The sequence below is a fragment of the Acinetobacter sp. WU_MDCI_Abxe161 genome (assembly GCF_025514355.1).
GTDB classification, from domain to species: Bacteria; Pseudomonadota; Gammaproteobacteria; order Pseudomonadales; family Moraxellaceae; genus Acinetobacter; species Acinetobacter pittii_E.
Window position 1 is genome coordinate 141,462 of sequence record NZ_JAHPTU010000005.1, and the last position, 14,709, is coordinate 156,170.

Here is a 14,709-nt window from a genome sequence, read left to right on the forward strand (position 1 = left end):
TATAGGTTTATATGAATACAATTTTATTGATTCCTACAGGCGAAGGGGTTGGCTTAACCTCTGCCTGCTTAGGTATGATTTACGCACTTGATTGTAACGGGATTAAAGCAGGCTTTTTAAAACCATTTTCTCAAGAAGACCAAGAGCATCTTGACCGAACCACTTCATTATTTGGTCATTTATTTCAAAGTAAAACTGTTCAATCTATTTCGCATGAAAAATTAACTCAGCTTATTGCCGCTGGCGAAGTAGATGAATTACTTGAAGAAGCGGTTAGCCTCCACCGCAGCATTGCAGCAGACCATGATGTCATTATTGTGGAAGGCTTATTACCAAACGGACAAGACCACTTCGCCAGTGAGCTCAACGCCAGTCTTGCACAAGCACTTGATGCAGAAGTCGTATTGGTCAGTACAGCAGATATTCAAAACCCGAAAAAAGCCGCAGAAAAAGTAGATGCGCATTTACGCCAGTTTGGTGGAGCAGCGTCAAATCGTACTGCGGGTGTACTATTTATGCGTACCCGTGGATTAACTGAAGAAACAGCACAAATTCCTGTTGCGTTTGATCCATCGTTACGACCAACCGAAGAAATCGCAAAATTTACGAGCGAACTGCAAAAATATAATCGTTATTTCGGCTCTAGCGATTTACCAATTATTGGACTTGTTCCTTTTAGTAATACACTGAGCGTACCAAGAACACTTGATATTGCAAATGTCATTGATGGGCAATGGGTACATCAAGGTGAAGCTAAAACACGTCGTATTTTGCATTCGAGTTTAATTGCCTCAAGCATTGAATATGAACTGAATAAGTTCATTGCAGGTGAATTGATCATTAGCGCATCCGAGCGTACAGATGTTTTACTTGCAAGTAGTTTGGCAACCAGCAATGGTATTCCTCTAGCTGGTTTAGTTCTTACCGAAAGAGAAGCACCAGCACCTGAGCTTTTAGAGTTTTGTCAAAGTGCAATTAAACAAGGTTTGCCGATTTTACATACCCGTTTAAATACACTTGAAACTGCACAGCGTTTATCTAATTTTGGCAATGAAATTCCGACTGACGATACCGAACGTGCTGAGCAAGTGACCCGATTTGTTTCAAGTCATATTGATGTTGAATGGCTTAAGCAGCATAGCAACAATGCCACTACCCCTCGCCTGTCGCCATCGGCTTTCCGTCATGAACTGGTGCAAAAATCGATTGCAGCGAAAAAACGGATTGTGCTACCTGAAGGTGATGAACCACGCACCATTCAAGCTGCGGCAATTTGTCAGGCACGTGGTATTGCTGACTGTATTTTGTTAGCTAAGCCCGATGCTGTGCACGATGTTGCAAAAGCACGCGGTATTGAATTACCTGCCGAATTGGCAATTGTTGATCCTGATAGCATTCGTGATCAATACGTTGCACCAATGGTTGAGCTACGTAAAGGTAAACTCAACGAATTACAAGCTAAAGAACAGCTTCAAGATACTGTAGTGCTTGGCACTATGATGTTAGCCCTAGATCATGTGGATGGTTTAGTTTCAGGTGCGGTACATACCACAGCAAATACAGTCCGCCCAGCATTCCAGCTCATCAAGACAGCACCTGAATATTCACTTGTTTCATCTATATTCTTTATGCTTTTGCCAGATGAAGTTTATGTATATGGCGACTGTGCGATTAACCCAGACCCTACAGCAGAACAATTGGCTGAAATTGCAATTCAGTCTGCTGACTCAGCGAAAGCATTTGGAATTGACCCGCGTATTGCCATGATCAGCTACTCAACTGGTACTTCTGGAACAGGTGCGGATGTAGAGAAAGTACAGCAAGCAACTCAAATTGCTCAGCAACGCCGCCCTGATTTACTGATTGATGGTCCACTTCAATACGATGCAGCTTCCGTTGAAAGTGTGGGACGTCAAAAGGCACCGGACTCACGTGTTGCTGGCCGTGCCAATGTATTTATTTTCCCAGATTTAAATACGGGTAATACCACTTACAAAGCAGTACAGCGTGCTGCAAATGTTGTGAGTGTTGGACCAATGCTGCAAGGCCTCAACAAACCAGTCAATGACTTGTCTCGTGGAGCATTGGTAGATGACATCGTCTTTACCATTGCGTTAACAGCAATTCAGGCAGAGCAACAAGCTGCTGCCAAATAATTAATATAATTAACCTTTACTACCTCTCGCCATTTGATGTCCGCTCAAATGGCTTTTTTTTATTTTAATCACTCAAAAATAAATAATTTTTCTGATTTCTTACGTTTAAATCACTTCAAATCTTCTTATGCGACTTTCGGTCAAAAGATCAACCAATCTCCCACAACGCTGTCTTTTTGTCATATAATTTAGCCCGCTAGCTAACAGCCCGCTCAAGAGATTTTCTGGTATGACAACGATTATCAAACAAGATGACTTGATTACATCGATCAAGGACGCCCTACAGTTTATTTCGTACTATCACCCGCAAGACTTTATCCAAGCGATGAGCCGTGCTTATGATCGCGAAGAAAACAAAGCCGCAAAGGATGCAATTGCACAGATTCTAATTAACTCTCGCATGTGTGCGGAAGGTCATCGTCCAATTTGCCAAGATACTGGTATTGTTAACGTTTTCCTTGAAGTGGGCTTAGATGTTAAATTTGATTTAACAATGAGTTTAGACGATGCGGTAAATGAAGGTGTTCGCCAAGGTTACCTTGAAAACAGCAACGTTCTTCGTGCATCTGTACTTGCTGACCCTGCATTTGGTCGTAAAAATACAAAAGATAATACCCCTGCTGTAATCCACTACAAACTCGTACCGGGTAATAAAGTAGATATTACTGTTGCTGCTAAAGGTGGCGGTTCAGAAAACAAATCTAAACTCGCGATGCTTAACCCATCTGATTCGATTGTTGACTGGGTACTTAAAACTGTTCCAACTATGGGTGCAGGCTGGTGTCCTCCTGGTATGCTCGGTATTGGTATTGGTGGTACTGCTGAAAAAGCCATGATGCTTGCTAAAGAAGCGCTCATGGAAGAAATCAACATGGACGAATTACTTCGCCGTGGACCAGAGAACAAGATCGAAGAACTTCGTATCGAAATCTTTGAAAAAGTAAACGCACTTGGTATTGGTGCTCAAGGCCTAGGCGGTTTAACGACTGTTCTTGATATTAAAATTAAAGATTACCCATGTCATGCTGCTGGTAAACCAGTAGGTATGATTCCTAACTGTGCTGCTACTCGTCATGCTCACTTCCAGCTTGATGGTACAGGTGTAGCTCATATCCAAGCACCAAAACTTGAAGACTACCCTTCTGTAACTTGGGACTCTTCACAGTCTAAACGTGTAAACCTTGATACCATTACTCAAGAAGAAATGGATTCTTGGAAACCGGGTGATACATTACTTCTTAGCGGAACAATGTACACAGGTCGTGATGCTGCTCACAAACGTATGGTTGAAATGATCGATAATGGTGAAGAATTACCAGTTGATCTTAAAGGTAAGTTTATTTACTACGTTGGCCCAGTTGATCCAGTGGGTGATGAAGTTGTTGGTCCTGCTGGTCCTACAACTGCAACACGTATGGATAAATTCACACGTAAAGTATTAGAACATACTGGCCTATTCGGTATGATCGGTAAAGCTGACCGTGGTCCTACAGCAATTAAAGCAATCAAAGACAACAAAGCAACTTACTTAATGGCAGTTGGTGGTGCAGCTTACCTCGTATCGAAAGCTGTTCGTGAAGCTGAAGTTGTTGCGTTTGCAGATTTAGGTATGGAAGCAATCTACAAATTCGTAGTTGAAGATATGCCTGTTTCTGTTGCAGTTGATGTAAACGGTACTTCAATTCATGCAGTAGCTCCAAAAATCTGGCAAGCGAAAATTGGTAAAATTCCAGTAGTCGATGCAGCCGCTGGCTAATGAAGAAAAGCACCGAATTCGGTGCTTTTTTTATGCATTCTTTTTTTATTTTAAAATCTGAAAAGAATTGTAACAATTACTTCGTCAATCTGTGCTATTAATGAAAGCACCCACTCGCCATATATTGAATATAGGTCATTTCATGACTATTCGCCCTCTTCTTAAAAATCTTTCAATCAGCCTCTGTCTAAGCTGTATCACCACAAGCTTATTTGCGTCTCCTGCTAAGTTAAGTTCAGTTAAAGAACTCATGCAAATGAGCCAGATTGATTATCTGCTTAAAGAATCAATTAATGAATTAACGCCTTACTATGATCAACAAGCAGAACAGATCGTTAGTAATATCACGGGTATTAAAACTTTAGGCCCAAAAGAAAAAGAGGCCGCGAAGAAGCTAGGTTCACTCTTAAAGGATTCGAGCAATCAGCTCATTAGCAATCCTAAAACCACTCAAGCCTTACAGGATATTTACCTTAAGACTTATACTGAAGAGGAAATTCAGGCTAATCTGAAATTTTTAAAAACCCCAGAAGGCCAATCAATTACGCGTAAGAACGTACAGATTATGGGGCAAATTTCAGAATATATGATGGAATTGGGACAGCAGACATTTAATGACCCTAAAGCACGAGATCATATGCAAGAAGAGATGCTTAAAATTATTGCACCATTAATGAAAGATAAAGAAAAGTCTTAACTTTTCTTTATCTTTTTTAGCTCATTACCAAGTTAAAGGATTCCATAATTTAAATGGCTTAATCAGATGTACATCTGATTTTTCATCATATTTGGCTGGCTTTAATTCTTGTGGTTTATTGCGTATTTTTCCTGAAGCATCTTCAGCCACAAAATTATAGCTAGAAGATTTAAGCTCGGTAAATGCTATCTCTCTACGTCCAATGTTGTCTTGCATTAACATAAATGGGCCAGTATGTTCACTTCGGTCCATTTTATTTTCTTCATCATATTTCAAATAATAAGACGTTCCCGACTCAACAGTGATATCAATATATTTTGGTTCTTGAAAATGGATACCAAGTAAAGGGCGACTCGCAGAAAGACGATAGGTTCCTGCGGGTAACTCAATCCAGTAATAATGATTATGTAATAGACTCGGAATGCGCTTACCATTCACAAAGAGATTAATCGCTGCGATTTCCTGACGATTCCATTTCGTGTCTGGTCGATATAGATAAACTACAGCAGCTTGTTCATTTTGTGGTTTGATTGGAGCAAATGTCTGGCCTAGCTTTTGGTTGACCCACCCTCCCACTGTAAAACCGCCTAAATGATATTGATCTAATAAACCAGGTTCTTTTTCAACATCAACTTTAGGTAGAGTCGCGGTCAATTCACTCGGATTTTTTTCTAAATGAGATGAACTTTGACAGCCTACAAACAGTCCGGCACAGCACAAAGATACGATTAAATAACGCATGGCATCCCTCAAAGCGTTTTGTTTTTGATTTATTTTTTACAACGCAAAACTATGCGTATTTTGTATTTTTAAGATTAACACTACCCATATAAATTGAAAACAAAAAAAGCATGAATCACTAGCGCAATTCATGCTTTTTAGATGAATGAAATCTATGCAGACTTCGAATCAATTACCTTTAAATCTGCCTTAGCAACACTTTCATGCGTTGCAGCTTCTTTAGGTTGGCGCTCAGCTTGATAAACAGGCTCTGCTTCACCTTTAATGACTGCTTCGTTAATGATGACTGTTCCAACATCTGTACGACTTGGTAAATCGTACATAGTTTCAAGCAGTACGTTTTCCATAATAGAACGTAGACCACGCGCACCCGTATTACGTTCAAGCGCTTTTTTAGCAACAGCACGCAATGCAGAATCTTCAAAGATCAGATCAACATTTTCCATAGTGAAAAGATATTGATACTGACGAGTTAATGCATTTTTTGGCTCAGTCAAAATTTGCATTAGAGCTTCTTCGTCCAGCTCTTCAAGCGTCGCAATCACGGGTAAACGACCAATGAACTCTGGAATTAAACCAAATTTCACTAAGTCAGTTGGCTCAACTTGACGGAACAATTCAGCAAGTTTTTTGGTTTCATCTTTGTTTTTAACGTCAGCTGTAAAACCAATGCCGCCTTTTTCTTGACGCTGTTGTACAATTTTTTCCAAACCAGAAAATGCACCACCACAAATAAATAAGATATTTGAGGTATCGATTTGGATAAACTCTTGCTGTGGATGCTTACGACCACCTTGAGGAGGAATCGAAGCAACAGTACCTTCAATCATTTTTAATAATGCTTGTTGTACACCTTCACCAGACACATCACGCGTAATTGACGGGTTTTCAGATTTACGAGTAATCTTGTCAATTTCGTCGATATAGATAATGCCCTTCTGAGCTTTTTCTACATCGTAGTCTGCTTTTTGCAAAAGCTTTTGTACAATATTTTCAACATCTTCACCCACATAACCTGCTTCGGTTAATGTTGTTGCATCTGCCATTGCAAATGGAACATCTAAAAGGCGAGCTAATGTTTGCGCAAGTAAAGTTTTACCTGAACCAGTTGGTCCAATCAGTAGAATGTTACTTTTAGCAATTTCTACTTCTTTAGACACATGGCCATTATGACCAACTTTTAAACGTTTATAATGATTATAAACCGCAACAGAGAGTGTCTTTTTGGCAAGATCTTGACCAATAACATATTGATCAAGCGCAGCACGTATTTCATGTGGTTTTGGCAATGCCTTACTCGCCCAGTCACCTGCTTCAACCTGCTGGCTGGTTTGTACGAGGTCTAAGCAGACATCCACACATTCATTACAAATATATGCGTCCTCACCCGCAATCAGTTTCCCGACTTCAGACTGCGTTTTACCGCAAAATGAACAATGTTTTTGTCCTTGAGGATGTTCGGACATATTCACTCCACAAATAGAATCTTAAATATTAGGGCAAGATGCACTGCATAAATAACTAAATGGAGATCTTTTTCAACATCTCAAGTTATTTATATAAAAGGTCCTTATGGACGCTTGCTTAACACCTGATCAACCAGACCATATTCTTTAGCAGCTTGAGCTGTCATAAAGTTATCACGGTCAGTATCACGAGCAACGGTTTCATAGTCTTGACCACTGTGCTCTGCCATTAAGCGGTTCAAACGTTCTTTAATAAAGAGAATTTCACGCGCATGGATTTCAATATCCGATGCTTGACCACGGAAACCACCCAATGGTTGATGAATCATGACACGGGCATTTTCTAAACAATAACGTTTGCCTTTAGCACCCGCATTTAATAAGAATGCACCCATTGAAGCAGCTTGGCCCATACAATATGTCACGACATCAGGTTTAATAAACTGCATCGTGTCATAAATAGCCATACCTGCTGTCACAGATCCACCTGGAGAGTTGATATAAAGGTGGATATCTTTATCAGGATTTTCAGCTTCTAAAAACAACATTTGGGCAACGATTAAATTTGCCATATTGTCTTCAACTTCACCTGTCAGAAAAATGACGCGCTCACGTAAAAGTCGTGAATAAATATCAAAAGAACGTTCGCCGCGAGAAGATTGTTCAACCACAACAGGAACTAAAGCATTTTCAATTGTTGGAACATACATACGTTATTTATTCCTAAATTTTTTGTGACTTAACCTATGGCAACAATATGCGGGATAATTTCTCAAATTGCAAAAGGTTCGCACTGAAATATTATATTATTTATACCTAAGTACTTAATGTCGCACTCAAATTGACCACATAAAGAAAAACAAAAAAGGCGCCCGAGGCGCCTTTTTCTGACTTCTTAAAAGATTAGCCCATACGGCGAGCTTGTTGTTCTTTCAATAAGTCATCATAAGATACAGCTTTGTCAGTCACTTTAGCACCAGCTAAGATGTGATCAACAACTTGATCTTCTAATACAACTGCTTCGATTTGAGCACGTTGTTGAGCATCATTTTTGAAGTATTCGATCACTTCAGTTGGATCTTCGTAAGAAGAAGCCATGTCGTCAATGTAAGCATCAACGCGAGCTTGATCAACTTCAAGTTTAGCATCAGCTAAAACTTTGCTTACCAATACGCCAAGCTTAACAGAACGCTCTGCTTGTTCTTTGAACAATTCGTCAGGAAGCATGCTCTTATCAAAAGATTGCGCGCCTGCACCACCAAATTGTTGAGTGAACTGTTGAACCATTTGTTGACGTTGACGGTCAATTTCTTGAGCAACCATTGCACTTGGAACTTCAACTTCGTTCGCAGCAACAAGTGCATCAAAAGCAGCTTGTTTAACTTGGTTACGTAAACCATTGCGAACTTCACGTTCCATATTCTTACGAACGTCAGCTTTTAACTTCTCAATGCCTTCTTCTTCAGTTACACCGAAGATTTTTAAGAATTCAGCATCAATTTCTGGAAGTTTTGATTTCTCAACTTGCTTCACAGTGATTTTGAACTGAGCTGCTTTACCAGCCAAGTTTTCAGCTTGATAATCTTCTGGGAAAGTAACGTCAATTACTTTCTCTTCACCAGCTTTCATACCGATGATGCCGTCTTCGAAGCCAGGGATCATACGACCTGAACCTAACACAAGTTTAAAGTCTTCAGCAGAACCGCCTTCAAACTTCTCACCATCGATAGTGCCTTCAAAGTCAAAAGTCACTTGCATGTCTTTTTTCGCCATGCCCTTGGTTACAGCCCAAGTTTGACGTTGTTTTTGCAAGTTTTCGATCATAGCGTCAACGTCAGCGTCTTTGATTTCAGCTGATTTACGCTCAACTTCTAAAGTATCGAATGCTTGTACAGCAACTTCTGGATAAACTTCTACAGTTGCTTCAAAAACTAAAGCGTCTTCTTTATGTTCAACTTTCTCAATGTTCGGCATACCTACCGCATTGATTTTTTCTTGTTGAATTGCTTCAAAAACGCTATCACGAATGATGTCATTCACAACTTCTTGATAAATGCTTGCACCGTATTCGCGACGAACAACGTTTTCAGGTACTTTACCTGGACGGAAGCCGTTGATCTTCACAGTTTTGGCAGTGCGCTTCAAACGAGCTTCAAATTGCTCGTTAATACGGCTCGTCGGTACAGACACATTTAAACGACGGGCAACGCCCGAAACCGCTTCAGTCGTTACTTGCATGGCTTCCTCGATAAAAATTAGTTAGTAGGAACAGTTTTTAAAAAAGTGCTGTATTATATGACAACTTTCCAGATATACAAAATTAACCGATCACTTACTATAAGTGAATGCTATTTTTCCAAGAAATTTCACAGTAATTTTATGATTCTTTAAATATTTTTCATAAAGCCTTAAGTAAAACTAATTTTTTAGCTATTCTTTATAAATCTAAAATTACAATTAAAGTTTGATTTTAATCGCTTTAACAAACAATGACTAATAATCAGTAGATTAGCTACATAAAAGTACAATTCACCATTTAATTATTCATTTTCACTTCATAATTCAATTGGCAAATCCAATTAACACAAACTGTACATATAAATAAGAATTATTATTATTCGCATAACCTTTTAGCTTTAGAGTCCTGAAGTCATGTCTTTGATTAGAACACGTAAAAAAATTGTTTCATCTGCAATAGCCTCATCGCTATCAATGATTGCAACAACAGCTATGGCACAAGAAGCAGTTTCACAATTACCGACGATTCATACTCAAGCGACTCAAGAAGAATCTTTAAAAGTAGATCAGTCAGCAAACTCTAAATTCGTGGCTCCTCTCAAAGACACACCAAAATCAGTCTCTATTCTTTCTCAAAAATTAATTAAAGATACAAACTCTAATACCCTTCTCGAAGCTTTACGCTATGAGCCAGGCATTACTTTAGGTGCAGGTGAAGGTGGTACACCATTTACCGATATGCCTTATATTCGTGGTTATAGCGGTCAGTCTTCTATTTATGTTGATGGTGTTCGTAATACAACGTCTCAAAACCGCGATATGTTTGCGATTGAACAAGTTGAAGTGATTAAAGGCTCTTCTTCTGCTCTTGGTGGCGGTGGTAGCGTTGGTGGAAGTATTAACTTAATCCCTAAAGTTGCTCATGAAGGCGACGTATACCAAGGCAGTGTTCAAGGCGGAACTGATAATTATCGTCATATCCAGCTTGATGCCAACAAAGACTTTGGAAATGGCATTGCTGGTCGTGTTGTGATTATGGGCCATGAAAATGAAAAAGCTGGTCAAAGTAACGGTGCCGAATATGCTCGTGCCGGTATTGCATCAAGTCTTGCATTTGGCCTAGATACTGCAACTCGTGGAACACTGAGCTACTACTATTTACGTAGTAATGATGAACCTGATGCAGGTATTCCGTTTAATAATCCTACAAAAACACCTACAGGTGTGATTGCAAATCCTGGAAATGGCAAACCTGTTGATGTAAAAGCGGGTACCTATTATGGCTGGAAAGCACGTGATTTCGACAAACGCGAAAATCATATTGGTACGTTTAAGCTAGAACATGACTTTAATGAAAATCTTACTTTGTCGAATATAGCAACTTACAACAAGTCTAAATCTGATTATGTTTACACAAATGCTGATGATTCAAATGGTAATATCTATAGAGGCACAATCGCTCGTCGTGCTTTAAGTCGTATTTTGGATAGTGATGCTTATAGCGATCAACTTTCTTTAAGAGGTAAATTTAATACTGGTTCATTAAAGCATTCTTTTAATGTCGGTACTGAATGGAGCTTCCAAGAGACTGACCAAGGTGTACATACATTTACTAATGCTGCTGGTGAAACTACCTCAACCATTTTAGACACTAACTGTACTTCAGCTGCTGCTGTAGCAAATGGCTGGTGTACGAGTTTAAATAATCCAGGAAATGGCGCATTCACAGACAAACGTGGAACTATTACAGCACAATCGACCACTCGTAGTCATAATGTAGGCGTATATGCTTTAGATAGTATCGAATTTAATCCACAATGGTTACTTAACTTAGGTGTTCGTTGGGATAAATTTGACACTGAGAAAAAATACAATAAAGACGTAGGTGGACGTACACCTCATAAAGCTGGCGATAAACTAGAAAGTGATACAGATTACTTCTCTTACCAAGCTGGTTTAGTTTTTAAACCAACAGAAGATGGTAGTATTTATTTAAGCTATGCTACGTCAGCAAACCCAGTAGGTGTGCTCGCTGAAGGTGATACAGGTTCAGATTCTATTAGCGACTCAGGTGCTGCAAGTGCGAGTGCAAATGATCTAAAACCAGAAGAAGCTCGTACTTTTGAACTTGGAACAAAATGGGACCTGTTTAATAATCGTGCGAACTTAACAGCAGCAGTTTTCCGTACTGAAAAGCAAAATACTCGCATCCAAATCGATCCTACAACAACTGCAAATGCAGGTAAAAGTAAAGTTGATGGATTTGAAATTAGCTTGAACGGAAAGATTACTGACAAATGGGATGTATCTACAGGCTATAGCTATTTAGATAGCGAAATCACTGAAGCTGCATACAATGCCGTTGCTCAAGAAGGTAAACCGCTTCCATTCGTAGCAAAAAACAGCGCAACTTTATGGTCTACGTATAAAGTTATGCCTCAATTGACTTTAGGTGCCGGTGTTGAATATCGTGATCAAGTTTTTGTGAACACAACTGCTCCAAAATACTTGCCAACCTATACTATTTATAATGCGATGGCTAAATACGACGTGAACAAGAACGTAAACTTACAGCTTAATATCAATAATATTTCTGATAAGCGTTATTTCACAAGTGCACATGCAGCTCACTACGCTTTTGAAGGTAATGGTCGTAATGCTGTCTTAGCGATTAACTTTAAGTACTAAGTTTAAATTCCATAATTTATTTATGGAATTAATTGAAATTCATATAAAATAGCCTCATCACGAGGCTATTTTTACAAATGAAGTCGCTATATAAAAGGTGTTTGCTGTGATTCATCATATCCCCAATGTTTTAAGCAAAGAGCAAGTTGCCGAGTTTCGTAAGCTCATGGAAGAAGCCAATTGGGTAGGTGGAAAAGTGACTGCCGGCACCTTGTCTGCTTCTGTTAAAAGAAATCAGCAACTTTCAGAACAAGATCCGCTTACCCACCATTTAAGTGAGATTGTCATCAAAGCAATTTGGCAAAATCCTGTGTTTCAGGCCGCAGCCTTACCTCATAAAATTATTCCACCGCTTTTTAATCGTTATGATGAACATGAAAGCTTTGGTTTCCATGTAGATAACTCAATTCGTCTTATTCGTGGAACTTCTGAACAGCTACGCACCGATTTATCATGTACCTTATTTTTAAGTGAACCTGATGAATATGAAGGTGGTGACCTCGTTATTGAAGACACTTATGGTTATCACGAAGTCAAATTGCCCGCGGGTGATGTGGTGCTCTACCCTTCTACCAGCCTACATGAAGTCAGCAGTATTACCTCTGGTACTCGTTTTGCTTCTTTTTTCTGGGTACAAAGTCTGGTTCGAGACGATAGTAAACGCCATCTCTTATTTAATCTTGATGAGAGCATTCGAGAACTACGCAAATCACACGGCGATAACTACCCAGAAGTCATGAAGCTCACCAACATTTATCATAATTTAATTCGTATGTGGTCAGAACTGTAACACTATTTATTTTTGCCTTTTTAAGACTTAATAATCTTTTTTACCCTAAAAAGGCAAAAATATGAAAATAATTTTCCATAAAAAATAAAACAGCGCAAAATTAGAAAATTATTTTCTAAACAACTTAACTAAAATTATGATAAGAATTTTGCACAAGGTGTAATCATTGTTTAGATGTGATATATCTAAATATCAAGATTACCCGCAAACCATCAAACTTATTATTCTACGGTCTAGAGATGAAAACGAATTACTTGTTTGCCCAGCCTACTCAAGCAAGACATCATCTGCAACTCCTGATGCTGCGCCAAGCGCGCGTATAAAAATTTTGTCTGCTTTTTAAAGCAGCACTTCAAAATTACCTTTAATTTTTTTGAATTAGATACCATATATTAAGTAGAGACGTTGCCTTTTAAATATATCCAGAGCAACCGCGCTACGAGACAAGGAGTTTTCTCATGATGTTGGCTGACCCTAGCAAAAAATACCGCCGTATGTACCAACGTGTGGATTTACCAGATCGCCAATGGCCGAATAAAGAAATTACAAAAGCGCCAATCTGGATGAGTACCGATTTACGTGACGGTAACCAAGCAATTTTTGAACCGATGAACATGGAACAAAAATTCAAAATGTTCAAAATGCTTGTGAAAATCGGTTTTAAACATATTGAAATCGGTTTCCCTTCTGCATCACAAATTGACTTCGATTTTACTCGTATGTTGATCGAAGAAAATCATATTCCTGATGACGTATACATTGAAGTTTTGGTTCAAGCACGTGACCATTTAATTGAACGTACGTTTGAATCTTTGGCAGGTGCTAAACGCGCAATTGTGCATATTTATAACTCGAACTCTCCAACCTTCCGTCAAAAGGTGTTGAACGTAGATGTTAATGGTGCAAAACAATTAGCAATTAATGCTGCTCAAAAAGTTAAAGAGTATGCTGCACAGTATCCTCAAACTGACTGGATTTTCCAGTACAGCCCAGAGTGTTTCTCTGCAACTGAATTAGAAGTCGCTAAAGATGTCTGTGATGCCGTCACAGAAATTTGGGATGCACGTCCTGACCATAAAGTGATTTTAAACTTACCTGCGACTGTAGAAGTTTCTACACCAAATGTTTATGCAGACCAAATTGAATGGATGCATCGTAATTTGGCACGTCGTGATGGTGTGATCATTTCTGTTCACTGCCACAATGACCGCGGCTGTGGTATTGCTGCCTCAGAACTTGCCATTATGGCAGGTGCTGACCGTGTTGAAGGTTGTGTGTTTGGTAATGGTGAACGTACAGGTAACGTTGACGTTGCAGCAATTGCATTGAACATGTACACCCAAGGTGTAGCGCCTGAGTTAGATTTTTCTAATATTAATGAAGTGATTGCAACGGTTGAAGAATGTACTGGCTTACCGGTACACCCTCGTCATCCATATGCAGGTGACTTGGTATTTACTGCATTCTCTGGTTCACATCAGGATGCAATCAAAAAAGGCTTCGAGTATCAGAAAAACGAAGAAGTCTGGGATATGCCTTACTTACCAATCGACCCGAAAGATTTGGGCCGCGACTATGATGCTGTAATTCGTGTAAACAGCCAATCTGGTAAAGGTGGTATTGCATACTTATTAGAATCGAACTACAACGTTGTGTTGCCGCGTCGTTTACAAATCGAATTCAGCCAAGTTGTTCAACAATATGCTGATGAGAACGGTACTGAAATTAATGCCAAAGAAATCTGGACATTATTTAAAGACACTTATGTTGATGTGAAAAACCATCATTACACAGTTAAACACTACAAGTTATCTGATATTAACGGTACTCAGATTATCGAACTTGATGTGGATGTCGAAGGTGAAACACAACAACTTCGTGGTGAAGGTAACGGCCCAATCTCTGCGTTCTTAAATGCACTTCAATTACCAATTGACGTATTGAACTATGAAGAACGTAGTATTAGTTCAGGTGCAAATGCGAAAGCATTAACCTTAATTGAGCTTCAAGTAAAAGGTACAGGTAAAGGTTCATTTGGTGCCGGTGTTCATGACAATACAGTCACCTCATCCATTGAAGCAATTATCGCTTGTACCAACCGTTTGATTGATCAAGGTGTTTTAAGTACAGATCAGGTGGTTGCCGCCGCTGTTTAATTAAAAAAAGACTTTGGAAAG

Annotated in this window: 10 protein-coding genes; 6 read left to right on the plus strand and 4 right to left on the minus strand. The window is 39.2% G+C overall.

All coding sequences use genetic code 11. The annotated features are described in order from the left end of the window. Positions 1-11 precede the first annotated feature (11 nt). The 3 genes from pta to KTI78_RS07585 all read left to right on the plus strand — a co-directional run bounded on the left by pta (position 12) and on the right by KTI78_RS07585 (position 4,609). On the plus strand, positions 12-2,156 hold the full coding sequence (gene pta, locus KTI78_RS07575) for a phosphate acetyltransferase (protein ID WP_239968306.1): 2,145 nt from the start codon (positions 12-14) through the stop codon (positions 2,154-2,156). 229 nt (positions 2,157-2,385) lie between these two features. Beyond that, on the plus strand, positions 2,386-3,912 hold the full coding sequence (locus tag KTI78_RS07580) for a fumarate hydratase (RefSeq protein WP_262445677.1): 1,527 nt from the start codon (positions 2,386-2,388) through the stop codon (positions 3,910-3,912). A 142-nt stretch (positions 3,913-4,054) separates the two neighbouring features. Beyond that, positions 4,055-4,609: a DUF2059 domain-containing protein gene (locus tag KTI78_RS07585; protein ID WP_016142257.1), complete on the plus strand. Its 555-nt coding sequence runs from the start codon at positions 4,055-4,057 to the stop codon at positions 4,607-4,609. Positions 4,610-4,633: 24 nt separating this feature from the next. Here the strand turns inward: KTI78_RS07585 and KTI78_RS07590 are convergent, their stop codons facing one another. The 4 genes from KTI78_RS07590 to tig all read right to left on the minus strand — a co-directional run bounded on the left by KTI78_RS07590 (position 4,634) and on the right by tig (position 9,054). Then, complete coding sequence (locus KTI78_RS07590; protein ID WP_224992312.1) at positions 4,634-5,350, minus strand: DUF2846 domain-containing protein; 717 nt, start codon at positions 5,348-5,350, stop codon at positions 4,634-4,636. Positions 5,351-5,502: 152 nt separating this feature from the next. Then, positions 5,503-6,816, minus strand: a complete 1,314-nt coding sequence (clpX, locus tag KTI78_RS07595) for an ATP-dependent Clp protease ATP-binding subunit ClpX (protein ID WP_262445679.1) — start codon at positions 6,814-6,816, stop codon at positions 5,503-5,505. A 104-nt stretch (positions 6,817-6,920) separates the two neighbouring features. Then, positions 6,921-7,526 carry an ATP-dependent Clp endopeptidase proteolytic subunit ClpP gene (gene clpP, locus KTI78_RS07600; RefSeq protein WP_002114870.1) on the minus strand — a complete coding sequence of 202 codons (606 nt, stop codon included), beginning with the start codon at positions 7,524-7,526 and terminating at the stop codon, positions 6,921-6,923. A gap of 193 nt (positions 7,527-7,719) precedes the next feature. Next, positions 7,720-9,054, minus strand: coding sequence for a trigger factor (gene tig / locus KTI78_RS07605; RefSeq protein ID WP_016142259.1), 1,335 nt, complete (start codon positions 9,052-9,054; stop codon positions 7,720-7,722). A gap of 414 nt (positions 9,055-9,468) precedes the next feature. Here tig and KTI78_RS07610 point away from each other — a divergent pair, with 414 nt between their 5' ends. The 3 genes from KTI78_RS07610 (at position 9,469) to leuA (ending at position 14,688) form a co-directional block, all read left to right on the plus strand. Continuing rightward, on the plus strand, positions 9,469-11,742 hold the full coding sequence (locus KTI78_RS07610; RefSeq protein WP_262445680.1) for a TonB-dependent receptor: 2,274 nt from the start codon (positions 9,469-9,471) through the stop codon (positions 11,740-11,742). A 106-nt stretch (positions 11,743-11,848) separates the two neighbouring features. Then, positions 11,849-12,532, plus strand: coding sequence for a Fe2+-dependent dioxygenase (locus KTI78_RS07615; RefSeq protein ID WP_239974861.1), 684 nt, complete (start codon positions 11,849-11,851; stop codon positions 12,530-12,532). Positions 12,533-12,990: 458 nt separating this feature from the next. Beyond that, positions 12,991-14,688, plus strand: a complete 1,698-nt coding sequence (gene leuA, locus KTI78_RS07620; RefSeq protein ID WP_016144279.1) for a 2-isopropylmalate synthase — start codon at positions 12,991-12,993, stop codon at positions 14,686-14,688. Positions 14,689-14,709 lie beyond the last annotated feature (21 nt).